The following is a 25098-nucleotide window of genomic DNA, read 5'->3' on the forward strand; positions in this document are numbered from 1 at the left end:
GCCCTCGACGAGGCCGGCGCGGTATTGGCGCGGGCGCCGGTGGTGGTGCTCGCCAACGCCCACGAGGCGCTGCGCCTGCTGCCGCTGCGCCATATGACGATCGACCGGGTGCGCGGCCAGCTGACCACGCTCGCGCCGGCGCAGGTGGCGCAGCTCGGCACCTGGCCCGACTGCGTGGTGACCGGGACCGGCTACCTGCTGCCACGCGCCGGGGACGGGAGCGCGCGCTTCGGATCGAGTTATGAACCTGCCGGCGAGGATGCCGGCGATCTGCGCGAGCGCACCGAAGTGCATGCCGAGAACCTGGCCAAGCTCGGTGTCCTGCTGCCCGGGCTGGCCGGGGCCGCGGCCGCGCTCGATCCGGCTGCGCTTGCGGGCTATGTCGGCGTGCGCAGCGTTTCGCACAATCGCCTGCCGCTGATCGGGCGCATTGCCGACGAGGCCCGGGCTGCGCGCGACGCATCCGCCTTGCGCGGCGCGCGCCTGCGCGACGTGCCGCGCCTGCCCGGTCTCTATGCGGCCCTTGCATATGGCTCGCGTGGCCTCACATGGGCCGCACTGGGGGCGGAATTGCTGGCCAGCCAGATCGAGGGGGAGCCATTGCCGCTCGAACTCGAGCTGKCCGAGGCCGTCGATCCGGCGCGGCTGCTGGTTCGCGCCTTGCGGCAAGGGCTGGCGGCGGACGCCGGCGCGGGCTGCACGCGCGGTTCCGAGCCCGTTACCGGGTAAAAACTGCCGGAACCGAACGAAAACCGTGCGATAATCCCCGTTTTCCGTTTGCGCGGGGCCTATGCCCGGAAGCTCCCGGGGCGCGGTTCTCAGCGCGTGCCGGCGGTTTTCATGCAGAGCTTCGCACTGGCACCGGCGCTCGCCGCTGCGCATTGCCCAAGTGATGCCGGGCACGCGAGCGGAGTGCGCTTACGAACACAACAACATCTCTGGATTGGATCAACGACCATGTCGAATGTCATTGAAAACCTTGGCAAACTGGACCGCAAGGTGACCCTGGCYATTCCCAAGGCCGAAGTSSARAAGGAAAMSCWGGAACGYCTGGTKCGCCTGTCGAAGACGGTGAAGATGTCCGGYTTCCGYCCSGGCAAGGTGCCGATGAAGATGGTCGARAAGCAATACGGCCAGCAAGTCGAGTTCGAAGTGCGCTACGACAAGGCTGCCCGCAAGTTCTTCGACCTCACCAAGGAACAGGACGTCAAGGTCGCTGGCCAGCCCAAGTTCGAAGTCAAGACCGACGGCATCGCCGAAGACCAGGTGGCCTTCGACGCCACCTTCGAGGTGTACCCGGAAGTCAAGCTCGGTGACCTGTMGGACGCCGAAGTGACCCGCACCAAGACCGAAATCACCGATGCCGAAGTCGACAAGACCATCGACATCCTGCGCAAGCAGCGCGTGCACTACCACACCCGCGGCGAAGCCGGCGAGCACGGCGACGGCGGCGGCGAAGTGGCGGCCCAGAACGGCGACCGCGTCACGCTGGACTTCATCGGCAAGATCGACGGCGTCGAATTCCCCGGCGGCAAGGCGGACGACTTCGCCTTCGTGCTGGGCGAAGGCCGCATGCTGCCCGAGTTCGAGGCTGCTGCGCTGGGCCTGAAGGTCGGCGAAAGCAAGACCTTCCCGCTGGCTTTCCCCGAGGACTACCACGGCAAGGAAGTGGCCGGCAAGACCGCCGAGTTCACCGTCACGCTGAAGAAGATCGAGTGGGCGCACCTGCCGGAAGTCAATGACGAGTTCGCCAAGACGCTCGGCATCGCCGACGGCAGCGTCGAGAAGATGCGTGCCGACATCCGCGAAAACCTGGAGCGTGAAGTCAAGCGCCGCACCCACGCCATGCTCAAGGACCAGGTGATGGACGCGCTGCTCAAGGCCAGCGAGCTGGACGTGCCCAAGGCACTGGTCGAGCAAGACCAGGAGCGCCTGGTCGAAATGGCCCGCCGCGACCTGGAACAACGCGGCATGCCGAACGCCAAGGACATGCCGATTCCGGCCGAGATGTTCACCCAGCAGGCCGAGCGCCGCGTCAAGCTGGGCCTGATCCTGGCCGAGATCGTCAAGGCCCACGGCCTGGACGCCAAGGCTGACCAGATCAAGGCCGAGATCGAGGACTTCGCGAAGAGCTACGAAGACCCGAAGGAAGTCATGCGCTGGTACTACGGCGACCAGCAGCGCCTGGCCGAGATGGAGGCCTACGTGCTGGAAAACAACGTGGTAAATTTCGTGTGCKACAAGGCCAAGGTCACCGACAAGACGGTGTCCTTCGAGGAACTGACTGCCGAAGGCAACCAGCCCCAGCAGGCCTGAGCCTGGCCCATGGCCGGCGCGCCGCTTCCAGCGTGCGCACCGGCCGCGGCCTTGTCTCTCACCGAACTCCAGGAGAACTTGCATGACCCGCAATGATTTGCTTGACCGTCTGGCCACCACGCAGGCCTCCGCCCTGGAAACGCAGGGACTCGGGCTGGTGCCGATGGTGGTCGAGCAGTCCGGTCGGGGCGAGCGCGCCTATGACATTTACTCGCGCCTGCTGAAGGAGCGCGTGATTTTCATGGTGGGCGAAGTCAACGACCAGACCGCTAACCTGGTAGTGGCACAGCTGCTGTTCCTGGAGAGCGAAAACCCCGACAAGGACGTCTCGCTCTACATCAACTCGCCGGGTGGCTCGGTGTCGGCTGGCCTGGCCATCTACKACACGATGCAGTTCGTGAAGCCCGACGTGTCGACGCTGTGCATGGGCATGGCCGCCAGCATGGGCGCCTTCCTGCTCGCAGCGGGCGCCAAGGGCAAGCGTTCGGCGCTGCCCAACTCGCGCATCATGATCCACCAGCCGCTGGGCGGCGCGCGCGGCCAGGCCTCGGATATCGAGATCCAGGCGCGCGAGATCCTGTACCTGCGCGAGCGGCTCAACGGCATCCTGTCGGAAGTCACTGGCCAGTCTGTCGAGAAGATTGCCCGCGATACCGATCGCGACAACTTCATGAGCGGCGACCAGGCGGTGGACTATGGCCTGATCGACAAGGTCATCGCCCGCCGTAGCTGATAAGCCGTCCCGGGCGCGCTGGCGGCCGGGCGGTGCCGGACCGGGACCTTCGGGAACCCGGGGCCGGCGGAATGACGAAGGCTATGCAGAAACGAGGCCTGGCGCCTCRTTTTTGCTTTTGCCCCACAGCGTAGGGGTTCCACCGCCGCGCCAATTGTTTTGGCGTATGATGCGTTTGAAGCGTATCCCMGCAGCGCTCTTGGCCCTGCGGCACGCACACTGCTAATGTGACTGATTCCTATGGCGGATAAAAAAGGTTCATCGAGCGAGAAGCTCCTTTACTGCTCGTTCTGCGGCAAGAGCCAGCACGAGGTAAAGAAGCTCATCGCTGGCCCGTCGGTGTTCATTTGCGACGAATGCATCGACCTGTGCAACGAGATCATCCGCGACGAGGCAGCCGCATCCGACAAGGATGCAGGTGGCGCGGCCAAGTCTGATCTCCCCACGCCGCACGAGATCCGCGAAAGCCTGGATCAATACGTGATCGGGCAGGAGCAAGCCAAGAAAATCCTGGCGGTAGCGGTCTACAACCACTACAAGCGCCTGAAGCATCTCGGCAAGAAAGACGACGTCGAACTSTCCAAGAGCAATATCCTGCTGATCGGGCCGACCGGCTCSGGCAAGACGCTGCTGGCGCAGACGCTGGCGCGCCTGCTCAACGTGCCGTTCGTGATCGCCGACGCCACCACGCTGACCGAGGCCGGCTATGTCGGCGAGGACGTGGAAAACATCATCCAGAAGTTGCTGCAGAACTGCAACTACGAGGTGGAGAAGGCGCAGCGCGGCATCGTCTACATCGATGAGATCGACAAGATCTCGCGCAAGTCGGACAACCCGTCCATCACGCGCGATGTGTCGGGCGAGGGCGTGCAGCAGGCGCTGCTCAAGCTGATCGAGGGCACCATGGCCTCGGTGCCGCCGCAGGGTGGCCGCAAGCATCCGAACCAGGACTTCCTGCAGGTGGATACCACCAATATCCTGTTCATCTGCGGCGGTGCATTCGATGGCCTGGAAAAGGTCATCATGCAGCGCTCGGACAAGACCGGCATCGGTTTTGCCGCGCAGGTGCAGAGCAAGGAAGAACGCGACGCCAGCGAAGTGCTGCCGCAGACCGAGCCGGAAGACCTGATCAAGTTCGGCCTGATCCCGGAACTGATCGGCCGCCTGCCGGTGGTCGCCACGCTGGCCAAGCTGGACGAGGCCGCGCTGATGCAGATCCTGGTCGAGCCCAAGAATGCGCTGATCAAGCAATACCAGAAGCTGCTGGCGATGGAAGGCGTCGAGCTGGAAATCCGCCCGGCGGCGCTGTCGGCGATCGCCCGCAAGGCCATCCGCCGCAAGACCGGTGCGCGCGGCCTGCGTTCGATTCTCGAGCAGTCGCTGATGGATGTGATGTATGACCTGCCCAACTACAAGGGCGTGCAGAAGGTGGTGATCGACGAGAACACCATCACCGGGGATGCTCCGCCGCTGCTGATGTACGAGGATCAGCCGAAGGTGGCTGGTTCGAACTGACGCGGACGCCGGCTTGATGTTGAATCACAGGCCGGCAGCGAGTCCGAAAGGCCGCTCGCGAAAAGCGAGCGGCTTTTTTTCTTCATTTTCGTAAAACGAAGGGGAGGAAACGGGGGTATGCTGTTTGGACGGGTCCTGCAAGTGAGGCAAGCAGCATTTGCACGGGGTCATGAATCGTTGGCGACGCCTGTCTTGCAATCGATTCATGYGACCCAATTTACGCCTAAATGACTGACTGGGGAAAATGATGTCCGGAACACAACTCCTCCCGGCTGAGCCGATTCGCCTCCCACTGTTGCCGTTGCGCGACGTGGTGGTGTTTCCGCACATGGTGATCCCACTGTTCGTGGGACGTCCGAAGTCCATCAAGGCGCTTGAAACTGCGATGGAGTCGGGCAAGAGCATCATGCTTGTAGCCCAGAAAACGGCGGCCAAGGATGAGCCGACCGCCGACGACCTCTACGAGGTAGGCTGCATCGCCAATATCCTGCAAATGCTCAAGCTGCCCGACGGCACCGTCAAGGTGCTGGTGGAAGGCACGCAGCGCGCGAATATCCGCGAAGTGAGCGAAGACGACTCRCACTTCATGTGCGAAGCCGTGCCCGTGCCGCCGGGCCCGGTCGAGACCGCCGAGACGGAGGCGCTGCGTCGCGCCATCGTGTCGCAGTTCGACCAGTACGTGAAGCTGAACAAGAAGATCCCGCCCGAGATCCTKACTTCGCTGTCGGGCATCGACGAGCCTGGCCGCCTGGCCGACACCATCGCCGCGCACCTGCCGATCAAGCTCGAGCAGAAGCAGAAGATCCTGGAGATGGTGAACGTCACCGAACGCCTGGAAAGCCTGCTGTCGCAACTCGAAGGCGAGATCGACATCCTCCAGGTCGAGAAGCGCATCCGTGGCCGCGTCAAGCGCCAGATGGAGAAGAGCCAGCGCGAGTACTACCTGAACGAGCAGGTCAAGGCCATCCAGAAGGAACTGGGCGAGGGCGAAGAAGGCGCCGACCTGGAAGAACTCGACAAGCGCATCAAGGCTGCGCGCATGCCGAAGGAAGCCAAGAAGAAGGCCGACGCCGARTTCAAGAAGCTCAAGCTGATGTCGCCGATGTCGGCCGAAGCCACCGTCGTGCGCAACTACATCGACACGCTGGTCAACCTGCCGTGGCGCAAGAAGAGCAAGGTCAACAACGACCTCGCCAACGCCGAGCGCGTGCTGGACGAAGACCACTATGGCCTGGARAAGGTCAAGGAACGCATTCTCGAGTACCTCGCAGTGCAACAGCGCGTGGACAAGGTGAAGGCGCCGATCCTGTGCCTGGTCGGGCCTCCCGGCGTGGGCAAGACCTCGCTCGGTCAGTCGGTGGCGCGCGCCACGAACCGCRAGTTCGTGCGCATGGCGCTCGGCKGCGTGCGCGACGAGGCCGAGATCCGCGGCCATCGCCGTACCTACATCGGCTCGATGCCGGGCAAGATCCTGCAGAGCCTGTCCAAGGTCGGCGTGCGCAACCCGCTCTTCCTGCTCGACGAAATCGACAAGATGGGCATGGACTTCCGCGGCGACCCGTCGTCGGCGCTGCTCGAGGTGCTGGACCCGGAACAKAACCACACGTTCCAGGACCACTACATCGAAGTGGACTTCGACYTGTCGGACGTGATGTTCGTGGCGACCTCSAACTCGCTGAACATCCCGCCGCCGCTGCTGGACCGCATGGAAGTGATCCGCCTCTCGGGCTACACCGAAGAGGAAAAGGTCAACATCGCCCAGCGCTACCTGCTGCCCAAGCAGATCAAGAACAATGGTCTGAAGGCAGGCGAGATCGAAGTCAGCGAAGAAGCCCTGCGCGACATCATCCGCTACTACACGCGGGAAGCGGGCGTGCGTTCGCTCGAGCGTGAAGTGTCGAAGATCGCCCGCAAGGTGGTGAAGCTGCTGCTGCTCAAGAAGGAATCGGGCACGGTCAAGGTAGCCTCGGAGAACCTGGACAAATTCCTCGGCGTGCGCAAGTACGACTTCGGCCTGGCCGGCAAGGAAAACCAGGTGGGCCAGGTGACCGGGCTGGCGTGGACGGAAGTGGGCGGCGATCTGCTGACCATCGAAGCCGCGATCATGCCGGGCAAGGGCAACATCACCCGCACCGGCTCGCTGGGCGACGTGATGAAGGAATCGGTCGAGGCAGCACGCTCGGTGGTGCGYTCGCGGGCACGTCGTCTGGGCATTACGGACGAGATGTTCGAGAAGCGCGACATCCACATCCACGTGCCCGAAGGCGCCACTCCCAAGGATGGTCCTTCGGCCGGCGGTGCGATGACCACGGCGCTGGTATCGGTACTGACGGGCATTCCCGTGCGTGCCGACGTGGCCATGACCGGCGAGATCACGCTGCGCGGCGAAGTGCTGCCGATCGGCGGCCTCAAGGAGAAGCTGCTGGCGGCCCATCGCGGCGGMATCAAGCTGGTGCTGATCCMCGAGGAGAATGTGAAGGATCTCGCGGAGATTCCGGACAACGTCAAGAACGCCATCGAGATCGTCCCGGTGCGCTGGATCGACAAGGTCCTGGAACTCGCGCTCGAGCGCAAGCCCGAGCCGCTGACCGAAGATGTGGCCAAGCCCGCCGACGTGGCGGACAAGGCTGCTGCCAAAGTCGAGATGATCCACCACTGAGATCTCACCGGGATCGCCGGGGCTCGCCGTTCGGGGCCTCGCAGGATKGCAGCAATGGAAGACGCCGCGGGTCACGCCCGCGGCGTTTTTTCATTGCGCGCCGACCCCTGTTTTCAGGGGTATTCATGCGGCCTTCGCGCTGTTCGACGCTAGCGCGAAGAATGCTTGGCAAAAGGCCAAAGCCTGTATTACACTTGCGGCCTCGCAACGCAAACAGCAGTAAATGCTCTGATATGTGCGCGGCGATGCTTGCAGCATGCAGTGTGGCTGCGGTACGAGCGGGTGCTTAGCTCAGYTGGTAGAGCGGCGCCCTTACAAGGCGTAGGTCGGGGGTTCGAGCCCCTCAGCACCCACCATCGCTYCTGCCGCAAGACAAGCCACACCACCKGCGCATGCAGCCGCACCGAATCCAGGAGTGGTAGTTCAGTTGGTTAGAATACCGGCCTGTCACGCCGGGGGTCGCGGGTTCGAGCCCCGTCCACTCCGCCAGATATACGCAGTCAGCAAAACGGGCCCTTCGCGGCCCGTTTTGCTTTTCTGCGCCTGCCGCCTTCGCGCAAACCTCCATTCGCCGCGCGCTGCCGTKATGCGCCAGGCGAGCGCGGCACCCGCAAATCACGTGAAGCCTGCCGCTCCTGATAGAATCCCGGAGTTTGCCGTTCGTACMAACCCTTTTCCTGAGTCAGCATGCTTGATTTCGTTCGCAACAACCGGCGCTTGATGCTTTTGCTGCTGCTGGTGCTTGTCTTCCCGTCGTTTGTGTTCTTCGGCGTGGAGAGCTACTCGCGTTTCATGGACAGCTCGCACGACGCAGCCAAGGTCGACGGCCGCGCGATCACCACGCAGGAAGTCGACAACGTGGTGCGCGACCAGAGCGAGCGCATGCGCCAGGTGCTCGGCACCAACTATGACCCGCGCCAGTTCGAAGGCACGCAGGCCCGCCAGCAGGTGCTCGACCAGCTGATCCTGCAACGCGTGGTGGCCAACGAGGTCGCCAGCAAGCACCTGACCGTCTCCAACGAACGCCTGTTCGAGAGCATCAGCAGCATCCCGGCCATCGCGCAGTTGCCGAAGAAGAAGGACGGCACCATCGACGACAAGGCTTACGTCGCGCTGCTGGCCCAGCAGGGCATGACGCCCGAGCAGTTCGACGCGCGCATGCGTTTCGATCTCGCCACGCAGCAGCTGGGCGGCTCGATCGGCGGTACCGCCTTCGTTCCCAAGTCACTGCTCGACCGCCTGATCGCCATCCGCGACCAGCAGCGTGATGTGCAGGTGCTGCAGTTCAAGCCCGCCKACTTCGCCGCCAAGGTCAACCCGGACGATGCCGCGCTGAAGGCGTTCTACGAAAGCCACAAGGCCCAGTTCGCCGTGCCCGAGCAGGCCAAGGTCGACTACCTCGTGCTGTCGGCCGATGCGCTGGCCGCGTCGCTGGCGGTCACGCCCGATGAGCTCAAGTCCTACTACGACAGCAATATCGCGCGCTTTCGCACCGACGAGCAGCGCCGCGCCAGCCATATCCTGATCGCCGCCGCCAAGGATGCCCCGGCGGCGGACCGCAAGGCCGCCAAGGACAAGGCCACCAAGCTGCTGGACGACCTGCGCAAGCACCCCGAATCCTTCGCCGACGTGGCCMGCAAGGAATCGAAGGACCCGGGCTCGGCGGAGAAGKGCGGCGACCTCGGCTTCATGGGCCGCGGCGCGCTGGTCAAGCCGTTCGAGGACGCCATGTTCGCGCTCAAGGACGGCCAGATCAGCGACGTGGTGGAGACCGACTACGGCTACCACATCATCAAGCTCACCGGCATCAAGGCGGCCGAGACCAAGCCGCTCGACCAGGTCCGCACCGAACTGGAAGCCGAACTGCGCAAGCAACTGGCCGCCAAGAAGTTCACCGAGCTGGCCGATTCGTTCGGCAACACGGTTTATGAACAGTCGGACAGCTTCAAGCCGGCGGCCGAGAAGTTCAAGCTGGCCATCCAGAGCGCCGACAACGTGACGCGCGAGCCCAACCCGGCGCTGGGTGCGCAGAGCCCGCTCAACAACGAGAAGCTGCTCAAGGCCCTGTTCAGCGACGACTCGATCAAGAGCAAGCGCAATACGGAAGCCGTGCAGGTGGCGCCCAACACCCTGGTGGCGGCGCGCATCGTCGACTACCGTCCGGCCACCACGCGCAAGTTCGAGGAGGTGCAGGCCAAGGTGCGCGAAGGCTATATCGCGCAGCAGGCAGCCGAGCTGGCCGACAAGGAAGGCGCGGCCCGCCTCGAGGCGCTGAAGAAGAGCGCAAGCGCCGAGGGCTTCGGCGCCGCGGTCACGGTCTCGCGTGCCAAGGCCGGCGGCCTGCAGCCGAAGGCGCTGGAGGCCGTGATGCGCGCCGATGTCGCCAAGCTGMCCGCGCTGGTCGGGGTGGACCTGGGCGCGGATGGCTATGCGATCTACCGCATCACCAAGATCAGCCAGCCCGCGCAGGCCGACGCCGCGCAGCGCCAGGGCGAAGCCCAGCAACTGGCCCAGATGGCCGGCCAGACCSAACTGGAAGCCTTCTACGACAGCCTGAAGGCCCGTGCGAAGGTGAAGGTCCTCAAGCCCGCGGCGGCCGCGGACGCAGGTTCAGCCAGCGGTGCCGCCGCGCAGTAACACCGGCATCGCAGCAAACGAGAAGAGGCGCCCATGTGGCGCCTCTTCTMGTTTCAGGCGGCCCGGCGCTGCGCGCAGGCCCGATGCCACGRCAATCCCTAGCGTCCGGCGGTGCGCGCCGCGGGCCCTTTGAGCAGGGGCCTGAKCTGCGGCCACACCGTATCGAGCAAGGTGCCCTGGGCCTGCGCGGTGGGATGGATGCGGTCCTGCTGGAACMAGTCCGGCTTGCTCACCACGTGCTCGAGCAGGAATGGCACCAGCCGCGTCTTGTACTCGCTGGCCAGTCTGGGATAGAGCGCGAAGAAGCGCTCGGTATAGTCCGGCCCGTAGTTGGGCGGGATGCGCATGCCGACCAGCAGCACGCTGGCCTTGGCCTGCTGCGCGCCGCTGACGATGCTGCGCAGGTTGGCCTCGGTGGTCTGCAGCGGCAGGCCGCGCAGCGCATCGTTGGCGCCGAGCTCGACGATCACCACGGCCGGATGGTGCCGGGCCAGCAGGTCGGGCAGGCGGGTCTTGCCGCCCACGGTGGTCTCGCCGCTGATGCTGGCATTCACGACGCTATAATCGAGACGCTCTGTGCGCAGCCGCGTTTCCAGCAGCTTGACCCAGCCCGCATCGCGCGCGATGCCGTATTCGGCGGACAGGCTGTCGCCCAGCACCAGGATGGCCGGCGCCTGCGTTGCCGCGTGCGCCACCGATGCGGTGACGGGCAACACCGTGGCAGCACATAGCGCCAGCGCCAGCTTGCGCCAACCGCACCAGAACTTCTTGCTCATGTCTTCTTCCATTCTTGCTGTCGAGTCACTAGGAAAGACCGTTGCCGACACGACCGGTTCGCTGACGATTTTGCATGACGTCACGTTTTCCGTCACGCCCGGGGAGACGCTGGCCATCGTCGGCGCTTCCGGCTCGGGCAAGTCGACCCTGCTGGGCCTGCTGGCTGGCCTGGACCTGCCCACCACGGGCACCGTCAGGCTCAACGGGCAGGACCTGTTCKAGCTCGACGAAGACCAGCGCGCGGCGCAGCGCGGACGCCATGTGGGCTTTGTGTTCCAGTCGTTCCAGCTGGTCGGCCACCTGAACGCGCTGGAGAATGTCATGCTGCCGCTCGAACTGCGCGGGGAAACCACCAGCGTGCGCGAACGCGCCGCCGACATGCTGGAACGCGTTGGCCTGGGCGGGCGGCTTTCCCATTATMCGCGCACGCTGTCCGGCGGCGAGCAGCAGCGCGTTGCACTTGCGCGCGCCTTCGTCGCGCGGCCCGATATCCTGTTCGCCGACGAGCCCACCGGCAGCCTCGACACGGCCACCGGAGAGGCTGTGATCGCCCTGATGTTCGAGCTGAACCGCGACGCCGGCTCGACCCTGGTGCTGGTGACGCACGACCGCTCGGTGGCGGCGCGCTGCGGGCGCATCCTGACCATCGAGGCAGGGCGCGTGGCCAGGGACGAATGGATGAGCGCGCCGGTCTGACCCCGCGCCGCGCGCAGGCCGGCCGGCAGGCGCGGGCTAGGGCTGGCCCAGCGCGGCGCGCGCCCGAGCGATCAGGTTGCTGGTGGAGGCATCGTGCTGCGCCGGCGCGGCCGCGGTGCCTGTCAGCTCTGCCTCGATCGGCTTGGCCAGGATCTTGCCAAGCTCCACGCCCCACTGGTCGAACGAGTTGATGTTCCAGACCACGCCCTGCACGAAGGTGCGGTGTTCATAGAGGGCGATCAGCGCGCCCAGCGTATGTGGCGTGATGTCTTCGATCAGCAGCGTATTGCTGGGCCGGTTGCCCTCGAACACCATATGCGCGATCCGCAGCTCGTCGCGCATGCCGCCGGMGCGCAATTCCTCGGCGCTGCGCCCGCGCATCAGCGCCTCGCCTTGCGCGAAGCAGTTGGCCAGCAGCTTGGCATGGTGGCCGGGCAGCTCGCGCGGCGGCCGCAGCGGCGCCACGAAATCCACCGGCACGATCTGCGAGCCCTGGTGAATCAGCTGGAAATACGCGTGCTGGCCGTTGGTGCCGGCCGAACCCCAGACCACGGGGGCGGTATGCGCGCGCACATTGCGCCCATCCAGCTGGACCGACTTGCCGTTGCTCTCCATCTCCAGTTGCTGCAGGAAGGCGGGGAACAGTTCCAGCGAAGTGGAATAGGGCGCCATGCAACTGGTCGGCATGCCGAAGAAGTTGCGGTACCAGATGCCGAGCATGCCCAGCACCACCGGCATATTGCGTTCCAGCGGCGCGCTGGCGAAATGCGCGTCCATGGCGCGGCCGCCGGCCAGCAGGTCGGCGAAGGCGTCGAAGCCGACCGCCAGCGCGATCGACAGCCCCACCGACGACCACAGCGAAAAACGCCCGCCGATCCAGTCCCAGAATTCGAACATATGGGCCGGGTCGATGCCGAAGGCGCGCACCGCTTCCACATTGGTCGACACCGCGGCGAAATGGCTGGCCAGTTGCGCCTGGTTCACGCCGCGCGCGAGGAACCACTCGCGCGCGCTGTTGGCGTTGGCCATGGTCTCGAGCGTGGTGAACGTCTTCGAGCAGACGATCACCAGGGTCTGTTCCGGGTCCAGGCGCTCCAGCGTCTCGGCCAGTTCGGTGCCGTCCACGTTGGAGACGAAATGCATGCGCGGCCCGCCGCCGGCCAGGTGCGACAGCGCCCGGCACACCATGCGCGGGCCCAGGTCCGAGCCGCCGATACCGATGTTGATCACGTCCGTGATGCGCTTGCCGGTGGCGCCGGTCCACTCGCCGCTGCGCACGCGCCCGGAGAAGGCGCGCATGCGCTCGAGTACGTCATGGATCGCGAACATCACCGGCTTGCCGTCGACCTTGAACGCAGAGTTGCATTCGGCGCGCAGCGCGATGTGCAGCACGGCGCGGTCTTCGGTGGCGTTGATGTGGTCGCCTGCGAACATGGCGTCGCGGCGCCCGGGGACGCCAGCCTCGTCGGCCAGCTGCATCAGCAGGGCAACGGTCTGCGGCGTGATGCGGTTCTTGGAATAGTCGAGATACAGGCCGGCCGCTTCCAGTGAGAACTGGGCGACACGCTGGCCTGCATCGCCGGCCGCAAACCAGTCGCGCATCGGTGTTTCGCGGATCGCTTCATGATGCTGCAGGAGAGAGTGCCAGGCGTGGAGATCGGTGGGCATGCGTGCGTGATTCTCTGGAGATTCTTGGGTATGCAGTACGGAGACCGGCCGGCGGAAGCCGCTTTCAAGTATAGCGCTCCCGCTTGACGCGGCTTTGGCAAATAGCGGGAATAGACAGCATTGCTGCGGATTCGGAAACACTACCAAATGGGGGTATGGCGCGCTGTCGGCGCCTGGCTGACACTCACTGCGCGCGTCCAAGCCGCCGCGCCACCGCGCGCAGCGCCGATTCGCCGCCGGCCACGCAGACGCCGCCGACGCAGATCACCGCMACGCCCAGTGCCGTGATCCAGTCCGGCAGCTGGCCGAAGGCCAGGTAGCCGATGGTGGTGGCCKACAGGATCTGCAGGTACAGGAAGGGGCTGAGGAACGACGCATCCGCATACTGGAACGCGYGGATGACGAAGTAATGTCCGACCGAGCCGGTGATGCCGGTACTCAGCAGCAAGACCGCCTGCAGCGGCGTGGGCGCGGCGTCGAACCAGAAGAAGGGCACCAGCACGGTGGTCAGSGCCGCGCCGGTGAAGCCGCTCTGGATCAGCGTGGTCATGGGGGCGTCATGCGCGGCGATGCGCCGCGTGAGCATCTGCATCAGCGCAAACACCAGCGCGGACAGCAGGCCCAGCGCAATGCCGGTCGCGCTCAGCTCGCCACCGGGGCGCACCACCACCAGCATGCCGGCAAAGCCGATCGCCACGCCGGTCCAGCGGCTGGCGCGGGCATGGATGCCGGGGCGCTCGCCCAGCAGCCACGGCGACAACGCCACCACGAACAGCGGCGCGCAAAAGTTCAGCGCGGTGGCCTCGGCCAGCGGCATCAGCTTGAGCACGCTGAAGAACACCAGCGTGGAAACCAGCATCAGCCCGCCGCGCAGCCATTGCAGGCCCGGCTTTACCGGACGCCATTGCGCGCGAAAGCGTGCCGGCCCCAGCAGCAGGAAGATGGCAACCACATGCCCCACGTAGCGCACCCAGGCCACGCCGACCACCGGCACGCCCTGATGGGTCAGCGTCTTGCTGCTGGCGTCGAGCAGGCTCAGTATCCACTGGCCCAGCACCAGCAGCGCAACGCCGGTGAGCAGCTGGCGCCGGGCCGGGGAGTTCGCCGGAGCCGGCGGGGCCAGGCGTGCGCCGCGATCGGTGGCGTTGTTCATGCGCGGCGCGGCTCCCGCAGCAGGGCGTTGAACAGGCTGCGCAGCGGTATGTAAAGCTCGCTGGCGGTCAGTCCCGCGGGGCCGGTGCCCTCGGCCACCAGAAAATCGGCGGCACGCCCGTGCAGCCATACGGCTGCCTGCGCGGCTTGCAGCGGCGGCATGCCCTGCGCCAGCAGGGCGCCGATCATGCCGGCCAGCACGTCGCCAGTGCCGGCGGTGGCCAGCCCGGCGTTGCCGGTCGGATTGATCGACAGGGCCTGGGTGCTCCCTGCGTCGGGAGGTGCCGCGATCACCGTGCCAGAGCCTTTGAGCACCACCACCGCCTGCCATTGCGCCGCCAGYGAGCGCGCCGCCGCGAGGCGGTCGCGCTGGATCTCGGCCACGCTCAGGCCGGCCAGGCGTGCCGCCTCCAGCGGGTGCGGCGTCATCACGCGGGGCAGCTGGCTGGCCGCCAGCATGGCAGCCAGCGCGGGGTCGGCGGCCAGCATATTGAGCGCGTCTGCGTCCAGCACCAGCGCGGGCGCGCCGGTGGCCGCGGCGCAGCCGTGCAGCAGTTGCGCGAACTGCTTGCGGGCCGCGGCGCCGGTGCCCATGCCGGGGCCGATCACCAGCGCGGACATGTTCGCCAGCTCGATATCCGCGAGCGGGTGCAGCATCAGCTCCGGGTGCACGGGATCGAGCAGCGGGGCCGGTTGCGCCAGGAAGGCGATATGCACGCGCCCGGCACCGAGGTGCTGCGCGGCGCGCGCGCCAAGCAAGGGCGCCCCCGTCATGCCGATGCCGCCGCCGATCACGGCCAGCGAGCCGAAGCTGCCCTTGTTGGTGGCGTGCCGGCGCGCGGGCAGCGCTGCGGCGAACGATGCCGGCAGGCCGACCATGGCGCAGGGCGCTTCGGCCGGCGGGTAGGGCAGGCCCAGCGGKGCGATGTCGACCTCGCCCGCGCAGTCGCGGCCATCGAGCGTGAGCAGGCCGGGCTTGGCGCCGATGAAGGTCAGCGTGCGGCAGGCCCGCACCGCCGGCGCGCCGGCGCCGGTATCGGCGAACAGGCCGCTGGGGATGTCGAGCGCGAATACCGGCAAGCCAGCGTCGTTCGCCTGGACGATCCACTGCGCCATGTAGCCGTCGGCGGCGCGGTTCAGGCCGATGCCGAGCAAGCCGTCCACCAGCGCGCGGGTGTCGGCGGGGAACGGCGGCAAGCCGCCGCGGCAGGCGGATTCGGGCACCGCATGCAGCGGCACGCCGGCCGCGCGCGCCTCCAGCCACGCGCGTGCCGCATCGGCGKGCAGGCGGTCCGGGTCGGCTGTCAGCCATGCCTGGACCTTGYGGCCGGCCAGGTGCAGGCGGGTKGCGGCCACCAGCGCGTCGCCGCCGTTGTTGCCGGGGCCGGCCAGCATCAGCAGCGGGCCGTCCGGCGCTTGCCGCGCCAGCCAGTCCGCCGCGGCCGCGCCCGCGCGCGACATCAGCTCKAATGCGGGCAGCGTGGCCATGGCGCTGGCCTCGATGCGGCGGATGGCGGCCACGTCGTAGAGCGGGATCTCGCCGTGGCTTGCGGCGTCAAGCGCCAGCCAGGCATCGGCCGGCCGGGAGGGCAATGGCAAAGGTGTCTGCATGATCAGCGCGGGCCGAGCCCGTAGCGGGCCGGCGTCAGGCCGTCCAGGTCGATGGCGGGGCGGTTGCCGGCGATCAGGTCGGCGGCGACGCGGCCCGAGCCGCAGGCCATGGCCCAGCCGGTCGAACCGTGGCCGAGATTGAGGAAGAGCCCGGGCACGGCAGTCGCGCCGATCAGCGGCGKGCCGTCCGGCAGCATGGGCCGCGCGCCGGCCCAGAGCGTGGCGCTGCCGTAGTGGCCGGCCACGGGAAACCAGTCACGCGCGACCTTGAGCAAGGTATTGATGGCGGCGGGGCGCAGGTCGAGGCGGCGCGAACCGAGTTCGGCCGTGCCGGCGATGCGCAGGCGGTTGCCCATGCGCGTGATGGCCACCTTGTACGATTCGTCCATCAGCGCGGCCAGCGGTGCCTGCAGCTCGTCGCTGACCTGCACCGTGGCGGAGTAGCCCTTGACCGGATAGAGCGGAATGCGCAGGCCGAGCGGGCGCAGCAGCGCCGCGCTGGCGACGCCCGCGCACACCAGCACGCGGTCCGCCGCAAGCGTTTCGCGCACGCCGCCGGCCTTGATGCTGCCGGCGCCGCCGCCGGCATCGCGCAAGTCCAGCGCGAGCTGCCCGCCCGGCAGCGGCCGCAGGGCGGCGGCGTCGCTGTCCATGACGAAGCGCACGCCCGCGGCTTCGGCCAGCACGCGCAGCCGGCGCACGAACATCGGGCAGTTGCCCGACTCGTCCTCGGGCAGGTGCAGGCCGCCGGCCAGCGGGGTGTCGGTGGTCAGCCCGGGTTCGATGCCCCGGCAACCCGCGGCATCGACCAGGCGATGCGGGACCTCGTGCTCGCGCAGCAGCGCCAGGGCGGGCCCTGCCAGGTCCAGGTCGCGGCGGGTACGGAACAGTTGCAGATAACCCTGCGATTGCTCGTAGTCGATCTCGAGCCGGCCGCGCAGCTTGTGCAGGCACTCGCGGCTGTAGAAGGCCAGGCGCTGCATGCGCACCTTGTTGACGCGGTAGCGCTCCAGYGTGCATTCGCCCAGCCAGCGCAGGATCCAGCGCCACATGGCCKGATCGGCGCTGGGCCGGAACAGTACCGGCGAGGTGCTGGCGAAGAGGTTGCGCAGCACCTTGCCCGGCATTCCGGGCGCGGCCCATGGCGTGACATAGCCCGGCGCGATCACGCCGGCATTGCCGAAGCTGGACTCCTGCGCAGGTGCGGCGCGCCGCTCCACCACGGTCACTTCGAAGCCCGCTTCGCGCAGGTACCAGGCCGAGCAGACGCCGATCACGCCGGCGCCGATGACGATCACATGCATGGCACTCCGTTGGGGGCCGCGGCCCCCGCTGCATTGCAATGCTGCCGGCAGCGCGGGGCGGCCGTCACTTCAGTTCTTTCTGCATCACCACGTCGGGCAGCCATGTGACCAGGTCGGGCCACACGGTGATGATGCCGATGGCTACCACCATCATCATGAAGAACGGCAGCGATACCCGCGCTATGTAGTTGCTGTCCTTGCCCGTCATGCTCTGCAGCACGAACAGGTTGAAGCCSACSGGYGGCGTGACCTCGGCGATCTCSACCAGCAGCACGATGAAKATSCCGAACCATACCAGATCGAAGCCSGCSGCCTGCACCATCGGCAGSACCGTGGCGGTGGTCAGCGCGATCATGGAAATGCCGTCCAGCGCGGTGCCCAGCAGGATATAGATMACCGTCAGCACGGCGATCAGCGACCACGGCGACAGGTGCATCGAAGCCACCCATTCGGCCAGCGCGCGCGGGATCCCCGTGAAGCTCATGGTCACCGACAGGAACGAGGTGGCGCCCAGCACGAACATGATCATGGCGGTCAGCCGCGTGGCCGACATGAGGCTTTCCCAGAACGCCTTGCGCGTCAGCGAGCCGCCCATCCACGCCAGTCCCAGCGACGCCACCACGCCGTAGGCGGCCGCCTCGGTGGCGGTGGAATAGCCGGTGATCATGATCCAGGTGATGAAGGCGATCAGGATCATGCACGGCATCAGCTGGCGCACCGAGGCCAGGCGCGAGCGCCAGTCGAAGCGCTCGGCCGGCGGTGTCTTGTCCGGGTTGGACAGCGCCCACACCACGATATAGCCGGAGAACAGCAGCATCAGCAGCAAGCMCGGCAGGAAACCCGCCAGGAACACCCGGATGATGGAGACGTCGGCCGACACCGCATAGACCACCATGGTGATCGACGGCGGGATCAGGATGCCGAGCGTGCCGGCGCACGACAGCGAGCCCAGCGTCACGCGCTCGTCATAGCCGCGCCGCGTCAGTTCCGGCAGCGCGGACTTGGCGATGGTGGCGCAGGTGGCCGCCGACGAGCCCGAGACGGAACCGAAGATGCCGCAGCCCAGGATATTGACGTGCATCAGTCGCCCGGGCAGCCAGTTCAGCCATGGCGACAGGCCGTTGAACATCTGCTCGGACAGCTTGGTGCGGAACAGGATCTCGCCCATCCATACGAACAGCGGCAGCGAGGCCAGGGTGTAGGAGGCGCTCGACGACCACCATGAGTTGGCCAGGTTGACCAGCGCATCGTGGTCGGCGAAGACCACCAGGCCCACCCAGGAGGTGACGGCGATGGCCACCGGGATCCACGCCCCKATCACCAGGAAKACGATCATCACCACCAGCAGGACCAGGGAAACAAGGATGGTGCTCATCAGACGGTCTCCCCGAAATCGCCGGCGGCCAGCTTGGCTTCCTGCGCCAGCTGGTAGCGGGGCTTCTGGCGGCGCGCCACGCGCAGCCACTCGTCGAGCACGGCCAGCGTGAAGCCGGCGCAGCCCAGCACGGCAAAGCTCTGCGGAATCCACAGGGGCACCACGATCTGGCCCTGCGAGACATCGCCGATTTCCCAGCTCTGCCAGGCGAAGCTGAACAAGGCCCAGGTGGCATAGGCCGCGAAGGCGGCGCAGATGGTCAGCGAAAGCAGTTCGAGCCACCAGCGCTGGCGCGGGCTCACGGCTTCGAGCAGCATTTCCACGCGCACGATGCCGCCGTGCTGGAAGGTCTGGCCGAGCACGAGAAAGGCGGAGGCGGCGCAAAGCCAGGCGACGATGTCGTCGCCGCCCTTGAAGATGATGGTGGTCTCGCGCGAGAAGGACATCAGGATCATGACGATGCAGACCCCGAGGATGCACAGCGCGCCGAGCACGGCGAGCAGGTCAAGCAGCCGGTCCAGCCAGCGCTTGTTGACAGCAGGAGCTTCCATGGCGGGTGAGGAGGGATGATGCGGTGAAAAGAGACGCGGGCCGCGGCGGCTGGAACGCTGCCGCGGCTACATGGGGGGCGCTTGCCGTTGCGCCGCTGCCCGCTGGTTTGTCGCCGGAAGCCGGCTTACTTCTTGTAGGCTTCGAGGATGGCCTTGCCGTCGTCGCCGGCGCTCCTGGCCCATTCGTCMACCATCGTCTGGCCAACCTTCTGCATGTCCTGCCTGAGCTGCGGCGAGGGCGGCTGCACGGCMATGCCGTTCTTGCCGAGCACGGCCAGGTATTCGCGCGTCTTTTGCTCGGAGACCTGCCAGCCGCGCTTCTCGGCCTCGGCCACGGTCTTGAGCACGGCGTCCTGTGTCGGCTTGTCCAGCGCGGCGAAGGCCTTCTTGCTGACCACCAGCATGTTCTTTGGCAGCCAGGCGTCCACCGTATAGAAGTACTTCACGCTCTCCCACACCTTGGTGTCGACGCCGGTGGCGCCGGAGGACATGAACGAGTTGACCGTGCCGGTGGCCAGCGCCTGCGCCAGGTCGGCGGCCTGGATGGTTACCGGCTGCGCGCCCACCAGTTCGGCGATCTTGGACGTGGCGGGGTTATAGGCGCGCCACTTCAGGCCCTTCATGTCGGCCGCGGCGTTGATCGGCTTGTTGGCGTAGATGCCTTGCGGCGGCCAGGCCACGGCGTAGAGCAATTTCATGCCTTGCTTGTCGAGCACCTTGTCGGTGACCGCGCGCGACGCCTGCCACAGCTTGTAGGAGTCCTGGTAGCTGGTGGCCAGGAAGGGCACCGCGTCCACGCCGAACACCGGGTTCTCGTTGGCCAGCAGCGACATCAGGATCTCGCCCATCTGCACCTGGCCGGTCTGCACGCCGCGCTTGATCTCGTTGGCCTTGAGCAGCGAGCCGTTGGGATGGATCACGATCTTGAGCTTGCCGCCGGTGGCCTTCTCCACATCGCTGGCCATCTGCTGCAGGTTCTCGGTGTGCAGGTTGTTGGTGGGGTAGCCGGTCGGCAAGTCCCACTTGGTCTGCGCCTGCGCCACGGGGGCCAGCATGGACGCGGTGGCGAGCACCCCGCCCAGCAGCATGTACTTCAGTGTTGCCTTCCCTTGCATCGATCTCTCCTGGTTTGTCGTTGCGGCTCGTTMTGTTTTTTTGCTGCTTCGGTGCTACCTGGGTTCTGCTTTGGCTCTGCTTCGGTTCTGCTTCGGCTCTGCTTCGGTTCTGCTTTCGGGTGCTGCCTTCGGGTGCTGCCTTCGGGGGCTGCCTTGTCCTGCGCGCGCCTCGCGCAAGTCCCGTGCGCGCAGGGCCTTTGTCTTTTCCTTGTCTTTGCCTTGTCTTCCCGTTGTCCTGTCTCTGTCTTGCCCGCGCKGACTGGCTCAGGGGCCACGCGGGCAAGCGCCTTGTCACGGTGCGGGCGCCTCAGGCGGCCGGCTTGACGATGTTCTCCAATGCAATTGCCGTGCCCAGCAACTGCGCGTCGCGCAGCGCGCCGTGCGAGAGCATGAGCCCGACCGGCAGTTCGTCCGGCTGGTGGCAGGGCAGGGAGATCGAGCAGCCGTCGAGGAAATTGAAGGCCGAGGTATTGCGCAACAGCAGCGCGTTGGTGCGGAAGAAAAGCGCGTCGTCTTGCGCCAGCGGCGCGATCGCGGGCGCCACCATCGGCACCGTGGGGCAGGCCACCGCGTCGAAACCGTCGATGCGCGCCAGCACGCGCGCGATCCAGCCGGCGCGCACGCGCATCAGGTCCACATAGTCGGCCGCGCCCATGGCGGCGCCGCGTTCGATGCGCATGGCCACGCGCGGATCGTATTGTTCGCGCCGGCTGGCCAGCGTGCCGCGATGGATGGCGTAGGCCTCGGCAGCCGTGAAGCCGCCGGCCGCGTTGATCGCGGGCAGCTCGGCCAGCTCCGGCAGGTCGATCTGTTCGATCCGCACGCCGGCCGCGGAAAGGCGGGCCAGGGTCCGGTCGAAGGCGCGCGCCACGGTGGTGTCCAGGTCGTCCAGCAGGTACTGGCGCGGCACGGCCAGGCGAATGCCGGCCAGGGCCTTGCTGGCCGGCACCACGGCCTGGTCCGCGATGACGCTGTCCACCAGCGCGCAGTCATGCACCGAACGGGCCATCGCGCAGGCCGTGTCGAGCGTATAGGACAGCGGGAAGGCCCCGTCGAGCGGCACCCGCCGGGCGGTCGGCTTGAAGCCGGTCAGCCCGCAGAGCGCCGCCGGAATGCGGATCGAGCCGCCCGTGTCGCTGCCCAGCCCGGCAACCGCCAGGCCCAGCGCCACCGACACCGCCGCGCCCGACGACGAGCCGCCGGGAATGCGCGCCACGCCGGCATCGGCCGGATTCACCGGCGTGCCGAAATGCGGGTTGATGCCGACGCCGGAGAAGGCGAACTCGGTCATGTTGGTGCGCCCCACCAGCGCCGCGCCGGCCTCGCGCAGGCGGCGCACCACGGTCGCATCGGCCGTGGCCGGGGCCGCGTCGGCGCGCACCGGGGAGCCGGCGCGGGTGGTCTGGCCGGTGACGTCGAACAGATCCTTGACGGACACCGGCAGGCCGGCCAGCGGGTGCAATGGCTGGCCGGCCTGCGCGGCGGCATCGGCCGCGCGCGCGGTCTCGGCCGCGGTGTCGAAGGTGGGGTGGAGCAGGACGGCTTGCGCCGCGGGTTGCCGCGCCAGATGGGCGGCTTCGGCAATCACGCCGGCACGCGATGCGGTGCCGTCGCGAAGTTTTGTCTGTAATGTATGGATATCCGTGGGCATTTGGCTCGCGATCAGTTGCGCTTGGCAGGGTTCGGATCGAGTCTAGCCAGTGCGCCGGCGCGGCGCAACCAGGCTGCGCAAGGGTTGTCCGTTGTCCCCGCGATAGTGCGTAAACGGTTTTGCCTGCCCTCTCTTCGTGCAGAATCCACTGCCACGTCCCCGATGTTTTGCTTGGATTTATTTGGCGTTTATCCTCATAATTTGTTAATAAACTGTCAAGCCAAATCTGTGCGCGAGGCCATCGGGGATATACCTAGTCGCTCCGGATTGCCCGTGTCACGCCGGCTCATGGAATCAACAACGAGAGAGGAGTGAAGACATGGCTCGTAAGCCAGCCGCCGGCCAGGTACCGGCCGAGCACGACAATGCCGGGCAGCAGGGCGCCGCCAGGGCGGAAGCGGGCGCGCCGCCGCGCGCGCTCGGGCCCAATATCGTCTCGTCTTCGCACCTGGTGTCCGAGCGCAGCCCCGAGTTGTCCGAGTTCGAGTTCGGCCTGAATACGGCCTATAACGCCTACAGCCGCTSGGTGGTGCGCTGCATGGGCGCCTCCGGCGTGCGCGACCTGACMTTTCTGGACGTGCTGGTGCTGCATCACGTMAACCACCGCGCCCGGCCCAAGCGGCTGGCCGATATCTGCTTCGTGCTGAACGTGGAAGACACGCACCTGGTGACCTATGCGCTGAAAAAGCTGCAGGGCATCGGGCTGGTCGAGGGCGAACGGGTCGGCAAAGAGGCGACCTACACCACCACGCCGGCCGGCACCCAGGCCTGTGCCCGCTATCGCGAGATCCGCGAGCAATGCCTGACCAGCAACTTCACGGCGGGCAGCGCGGAGAACATCGAGATCGGCGAGCTGGCACGGCTGCTGCGCGTGCTTACCGGCCTGTACGAGCAGGCCGCGCGCTCGGCCACATCGCTGTAGCCCCGGCCGCCAGCGAGCGCTCCTGCGCGCACGGCGGCTTGCGCTGCCGGCGTGCCGCCCGCGTACCCKACATTTCCACCACGATAAACAAGGAAGCCACCGCATGTCGCAGCCATCCTCCGCCGCCTTCGTCCCGGACCGCCGCCGCTGGCAATTCTGGATCGACCGTGGCGGCACCTTCACGGACGTGGTCGGGCTGCGCCCCGACGGCACGGTGGTCACGCACAAGCTGCTGTCCGAGAATCCGGAGCAGTACAGCGACGCCGCCGTGGCCGGCATCMGGMACCTGCTGGGCCTGGCGCCCGGCGAGCCGGTGACGCCGGCGCTGGTGGAGGTGGTGAAGATGGGCACCACGGTGGCGACCAACGCGCTGCTCGAGCGCAAGGGCGAGCCGCTGGCGCTGTTCATCACGCGGGGCTTTCGCGATGCGCTGCGCATTGCCTACCAGAACCGGCCGCGCCTGTTCGACCTGAACATCGTGCTGCCCGAACTGCTCTACCGCGAGGTGGTGGAAGTGGGCGAGCGGATCGATGCCCAGGGCAATATGGTCACGCCGCTCGATGAAGCCGCGCTGCGCGCGGACATGCAGCGCGTGTTCGCCGGCGGCACCCGCGCCATCGCCATCGTGTTCCTGCACGGCTACCGCGAGCCGGCGCACGAGCGGGCCGCGGCGCGCATCGCGCGCGAGACCGGCTTTACGCAGATCTMGGTCTCGCACCAGGTGTCGCCGCTGATGAAGCTGGTCTCGCGCGGCGACACCACGGTGGTGGACGCCTATCTCTCGCCGATCCTGCGCCGCTACGTGGAGCAGGTCGAGCAGCAGATGCCGGGCGTGCGGCTGCAGTTCATGCAAAGCAGCGGCGGCCTGACCGACGCGCACCGGTTCCAGGGCAAGGACGCCATCCTGTCCGGCCCGGCCGGCGGCATCGTCGGCATGGTGCGCTCGTCGCAGAGCGCCGGCTTCGGGCGCATCATCGGCTTCGACATGGGTGGCACCTCCACCGACGTGTCGCATTTCAATGGCAGCCATCCCAACGATTTCGAACGCGTGTTCGAGACCAGCGTGGCGGGCGTGCGCATGCGCGCGCCGATGATGAGCATCCACACGGTGGCCGCCGGCGGCGGCTCGATCCTGCATTTCGACGGCAGCCGCTTCCGCGTGGGCCCGGATTCGGCCGGCGCCAACCCGGGGCCGGCCAGCTACCGGCGCGGCGGCCCGCTGGCCGTGACCGACTGCAACGTCATGCTGGGCAAGATCCAGCCGCGCCATTTTCCGAGCGTATTCGGGCCCCGCGCCGACGCGCCGCTGGACCGCGACGCCGTGCTGGCCCGCTTCGGCGAGCTGGCGCGGGCCGTCAGTGCCGCCACCGGCKACGCGCGCAGCCCCGAACAGGTGGCCGAAGGCTTTATCGAGATCGCGGTGGGCAATATGGCCAACGCGATCAAGCAGATCTCGGTGCAGCGCGGCCACGACGTGACCGGCTACACGCTCACCACCTTCGGCGGCGCCGGCGGCCAGCATGCCTGCCTGGTGGCGGACGCGCTCGGCATGCAGACCGTCTTCGTCCACCCGCTGGCCGGTGTGCTTTCTGCCTACGGCATGGGGCTGGCCGACCGCACCGCGATGCGCGAGCGCGCGGTGGAAGCGCGGCTCGACGCCGATGCCCTGCCGGCCCTGCAGGCCACGCTCGACGCACTGGCCCAGCAAGCGCGCAACGAACTGCTGGAGCAGGAAGTGGCCGACGCGCAGATCGACGTGGTGCGCCGCGCCCACCTGCGCTACGAGGGCACGGACTCCGCGCTGGTGGTGCCGTTCGGCACCTTGCCGGCCATGCAGGCCGCGTTCGACGCCGCCTACCGCCAGCGCTACGCCTTCCTGATGCAGGGCAAGCCGCTGATCGTGGAAGCCGTGTCGGTGGAAGCCATCGGCAGCAGCGAGCCGCCCGCGGAAAAACTGCCCGAGCCGCTGCCGCGCAGCGGCGGACCGGTGCCGGCCGAGCAGGTGCGCATGTTCAGCGGCGGCTCCTGGCACGACACGGGCTTGTTCCCGCGCGACGCGCTGCGCCCCGGCGACGTGCTGCCCGGCCCGGCCATCATCGCCGAGCGCAACGCCACCACCGTGGTGGAGCCCGGCTGGCAGGCCGAGCTGACCGCGCGCGACCACCTCGTGCTGACGCGCGCGGTGCCGCGCCCGCAGCGCCGCGCCATGGGTACCGATGCCGACCCGGTCATGCTGGAGGTCTTCAACAACCTGTTCATGTCGATCGCCGAGCAGATGGGGCAGCGGCTGCAGAACACCGCCTACTCGGTCAACATCAAGGAGCGGCTCGACTTCTCCTGCGCCATCTTCGACGCCGACGGCAACCTGATCGCCAACGCGCCGCACATGCCGGTGCATCTTGGCTCGATGGGCGAG

The 25098-nt window shown here is 67.2% G+C and carries 18 protein-coding genes and 2 tRNA genes; 11 read left to right on the forward strand and 9 right to left on the reverse strand.

Annotated elements, in window-relative coordinates; genetic code table 11:
• The 8 genes from mnmC1 to AC1DKV_RS34915 form a co-directional block, all read left to right on the forward strand.
• A partial coding sequence (gene mnmC1 / locus AC1DKV_RS34880) for an FAD-dependent 5-carboxymethylaminomethyl-2-thiouridine(34) oxidoreductase MnmC1 (protein WP_477139126.1) occupies positions 1–729 on the forward strand: 729 nt, incomplete at its 5' end.
• 228 nt (positions 730–957) lie between these two features.
• Positions 958–2316, forward strand: a complete 1359-nt coding sequence (tig, locus tag AC1DKV_RS34885) for a trigger factor (RefSeq protein ID WP_477139127.1) — start codon at positions 958–960, stop codon at positions 2314–2316.
• 82 nt (positions 2317–2398) lie between these two features.
• Positions 2399–3049 (forward strand): ATP-dependent Clp endopeptidase proteolytic subunit ClpP, encoded by a 651-nt coding sequence (clpP, locus tag AC1DKV_RS34890; RefSeq protein WP_477139128.1) that lies wholly within the window; start codon positions 2399–2401, stop codon positions 3047–3049.
• 240 nt (positions 3050–3289) lie between these two features.
• Positions 3290–4564, forward strand: coding sequence for an ATP-dependent Clp protease ATP-binding subunit ClpX (gene clpX, locus AC1DKV_RS34895; protein WP_441615816.1), 1275 nt, complete (start codon positions 3290–3292; stop codon positions 4562–4564).
• 247 nt (positions 4565–4811) lie between these two features.
• Positions 4812–7223 carry an endopeptidase La gene (gene lon, locus AC1DKV_RS34900; protein ID WP_477139139.1) on the forward strand — a complete coding sequence of 804 codons (2412 nt, stop codon included), beginning with the start codon at positions 4812–4814 and terminating at the stop codon, positions 7221–7223.
• A gap of 280 nt (positions 7224–7503) precedes the next feature.
• Positions 7504–7579, forward strand: a tRNA-Val gene (locus AC1DKV_RS34905).
• A gap of 56 nt (positions 7580–7635) precedes the next feature.
• Positions 7636–7712 (forward strand) — tRNA-Asp (locus tag AC1DKV_RS34910).
• 198 nt (positions 7713–7910) lie between these two features.
• Positions 7911–9860 (forward strand): SurA N-terminal domain-containing protein, encoded by a 1950-nt coding sequence (locus tag AC1DKV_RS34915; RefSeq protein ID WP_477139129.1) that lies wholly within the window; start codon positions 7911–7913, stop codon positions 9858–9860.
• A 98-nt stretch (positions 9861–9958) separates the two neighbouring features.
• Here AC1DKV_RS34915 and AC1DKV_RS34920 read toward each other — a convergent pair whose 3' ends face one another.
• Positions 9959–10636 carry an arylesterase gene (locus AC1DKV_RS34920; protein ID WP_477139130.1) on the reverse strand — a complete coding sequence of 226 codons (678 nt, stop codon included), beginning with the start codon at positions 10634–10636 and terminating at the stop codon, positions 9959–9961.
• On the opposite strand from AC1DKV_RS34920, the gene AC1DKV_RS34925 reads away from it, so the two are divergent.
• Positions 10635–11333 (forward strand): ABC transporter ATP-binding protein, encoded by a 699-nt coding sequence (locus tag AC1DKV_RS34925; protein WP_477139131.1) that lies wholly within the window; start codon positions 10635–10637, stop codon positions 11331–11333. The two genes, AC1DKV_RS34920 and AC1DKV_RS34925, sit on opposite strands and share 2 nt — an antisense overlap.
• A 36-nt stretch (positions 11334–11369) precedes the next feature.
• Here the strand turns inward: AC1DKV_RS34925 and pgi are convergent, their stop codons facing one another.
• The 8 genes from pgi to AC1DKV_RS34965 all read right to left on the reverse strand — a co-directional run bounded on the left by pgi (position 11370) and on the right by AC1DKV_RS34965 (position 21760).
• A complete protein-coding gene (gene pgi, locus AC1DKV_RS34930) occupies positions 11370–13001 on the reverse strand; it encodes a glucose-6-phosphate isomerase (RefSeq protein WP_477139132.1) in 1632 nt (543 codons plus the stop codon).
• A gap of 184 nt (positions 13002–13185) precedes the next feature.
• Complete coding sequence (locus AC1DKV_RS34935; RefSeq protein ID WP_477139133.1) at positions 13186–14154, reverse strand: DMT family transporter; 969 nt, start codon at positions 14152–14154, stop codon at positions 13186–13188.
• A complete protein-coding gene (locus AC1DKV_RS34940; protein WP_477139134.1) occupies positions 14151–15764 on the reverse strand; it encodes an NAD(P)H-hydrate dehydratase in 1614 nt (537 codons plus the stop codon). The genes AC1DKV_RS34935 and AC1DKV_RS34940 overlap by 4 nt, the downstream gene beginning before the upstream one ends.
• 2 nt (positions 15765–15766) lie before the next feature.
• The gene (locus tag AC1DKV_RS34945) at positions 15767–17068 is read right to left on the reverse strand and encodes a D-amino acid dehydrogenase (protein WP_477139135.1); all 1302 of its coding nucleotides are present in this window, start codon (positions 17066–17068) and stop codon (positions 15767–15769) included.
• A gap of 64 nt (positions 17069–17132) precedes the next feature.
• The gene (locus AC1DKV_RS34950) at positions 17133–18443 is read right to left on the reverse strand and encodes a TRAP transporter large permease (protein ID WP_477139136.1); all 1311 of its coding nucleotides are present in this window, start codon (positions 18441–18443) and stop codon (positions 17133–17135) included.
• Complete coding sequence (locus tag AC1DKV_RS34955; protein WP_441615799.1) at positions 18443–18994, reverse strand: TRAP transporter small permease subunit; 552 nt, start codon at positions 18992–18994, stop codon at positions 18443–18445. Before AC1DKV_RS34955 ends, AC1DKV_RS34950 begins: the two co-directional genes overlap by 1 nt.
• A 125-nt stretch (positions 18995–19119) precedes the next feature.
• Positions 19120–20082, reverse strand: a complete 963-nt coding sequence (locus AC1DKV_RS34960) for a TRAP transporter substrate-binding protein (protein ID WP_477139140.1) — start codon at positions 20080–20082, stop codon at positions 19120–19122.
• 334 nt (positions 20083–20416) lie between these two features.
• The gene (locus AC1DKV_RS34965; RefSeq protein WP_441615797.1) at positions 20417–21760 is read right to left on the reverse strand and encodes an amidase; all 1344 of its coding nucleotides are present in this window, start codon (positions 21758–21760) and stop codon (positions 20417–20419) included.
• Positions 21761–22079: 319 nt separating this feature from the next.
• Between AC1DKV_RS34965 and AC1DKV_RS34970 the strand changes: the two genes are divergently transcribed.
• On the forward strand, positions 22080–22682 hold the full coding sequence (locus AC1DKV_RS34970; RefSeq protein ID WP_477139137.1) for a winged helix DNA-binding protein: 603 nt from the start codon (positions 22080–22082) through the stop codon (positions 22680–22682).
• A 103-nt stretch (positions 22683–22785) separates the two neighbouring features.
• Positions 22786–25098: hydantoinase/oxoprolinase family protein (locus tag AC1DKV_RS34975; RefSeq protein WP_477139138.1), on the forward strand; the 2313-nt coding region annotated here is incomplete at its 3' end.

The sequence above is a fragment of the Cupriavidus sp. 05T41 genome (assembly GCF_056396525.1).

Bases quoted from the DNA above. Each gene is read 5' to 3' on its own strand.
- AC1DKV_RS34955 (WP_441615799.1), bottom strand. From the start codon at position 18,994: ATGGAAGCTCCTGCTGTCAACAAGCGCTGGCTGGACCGGCTGCTTGAC.
- AC1DKV_RS34965 (WP_441615797.1), bottom strand. From the start codon at position 21,760: ATGCCCACGGATATCCATACATTACAGACAAAACTTCGCGACGGCACC.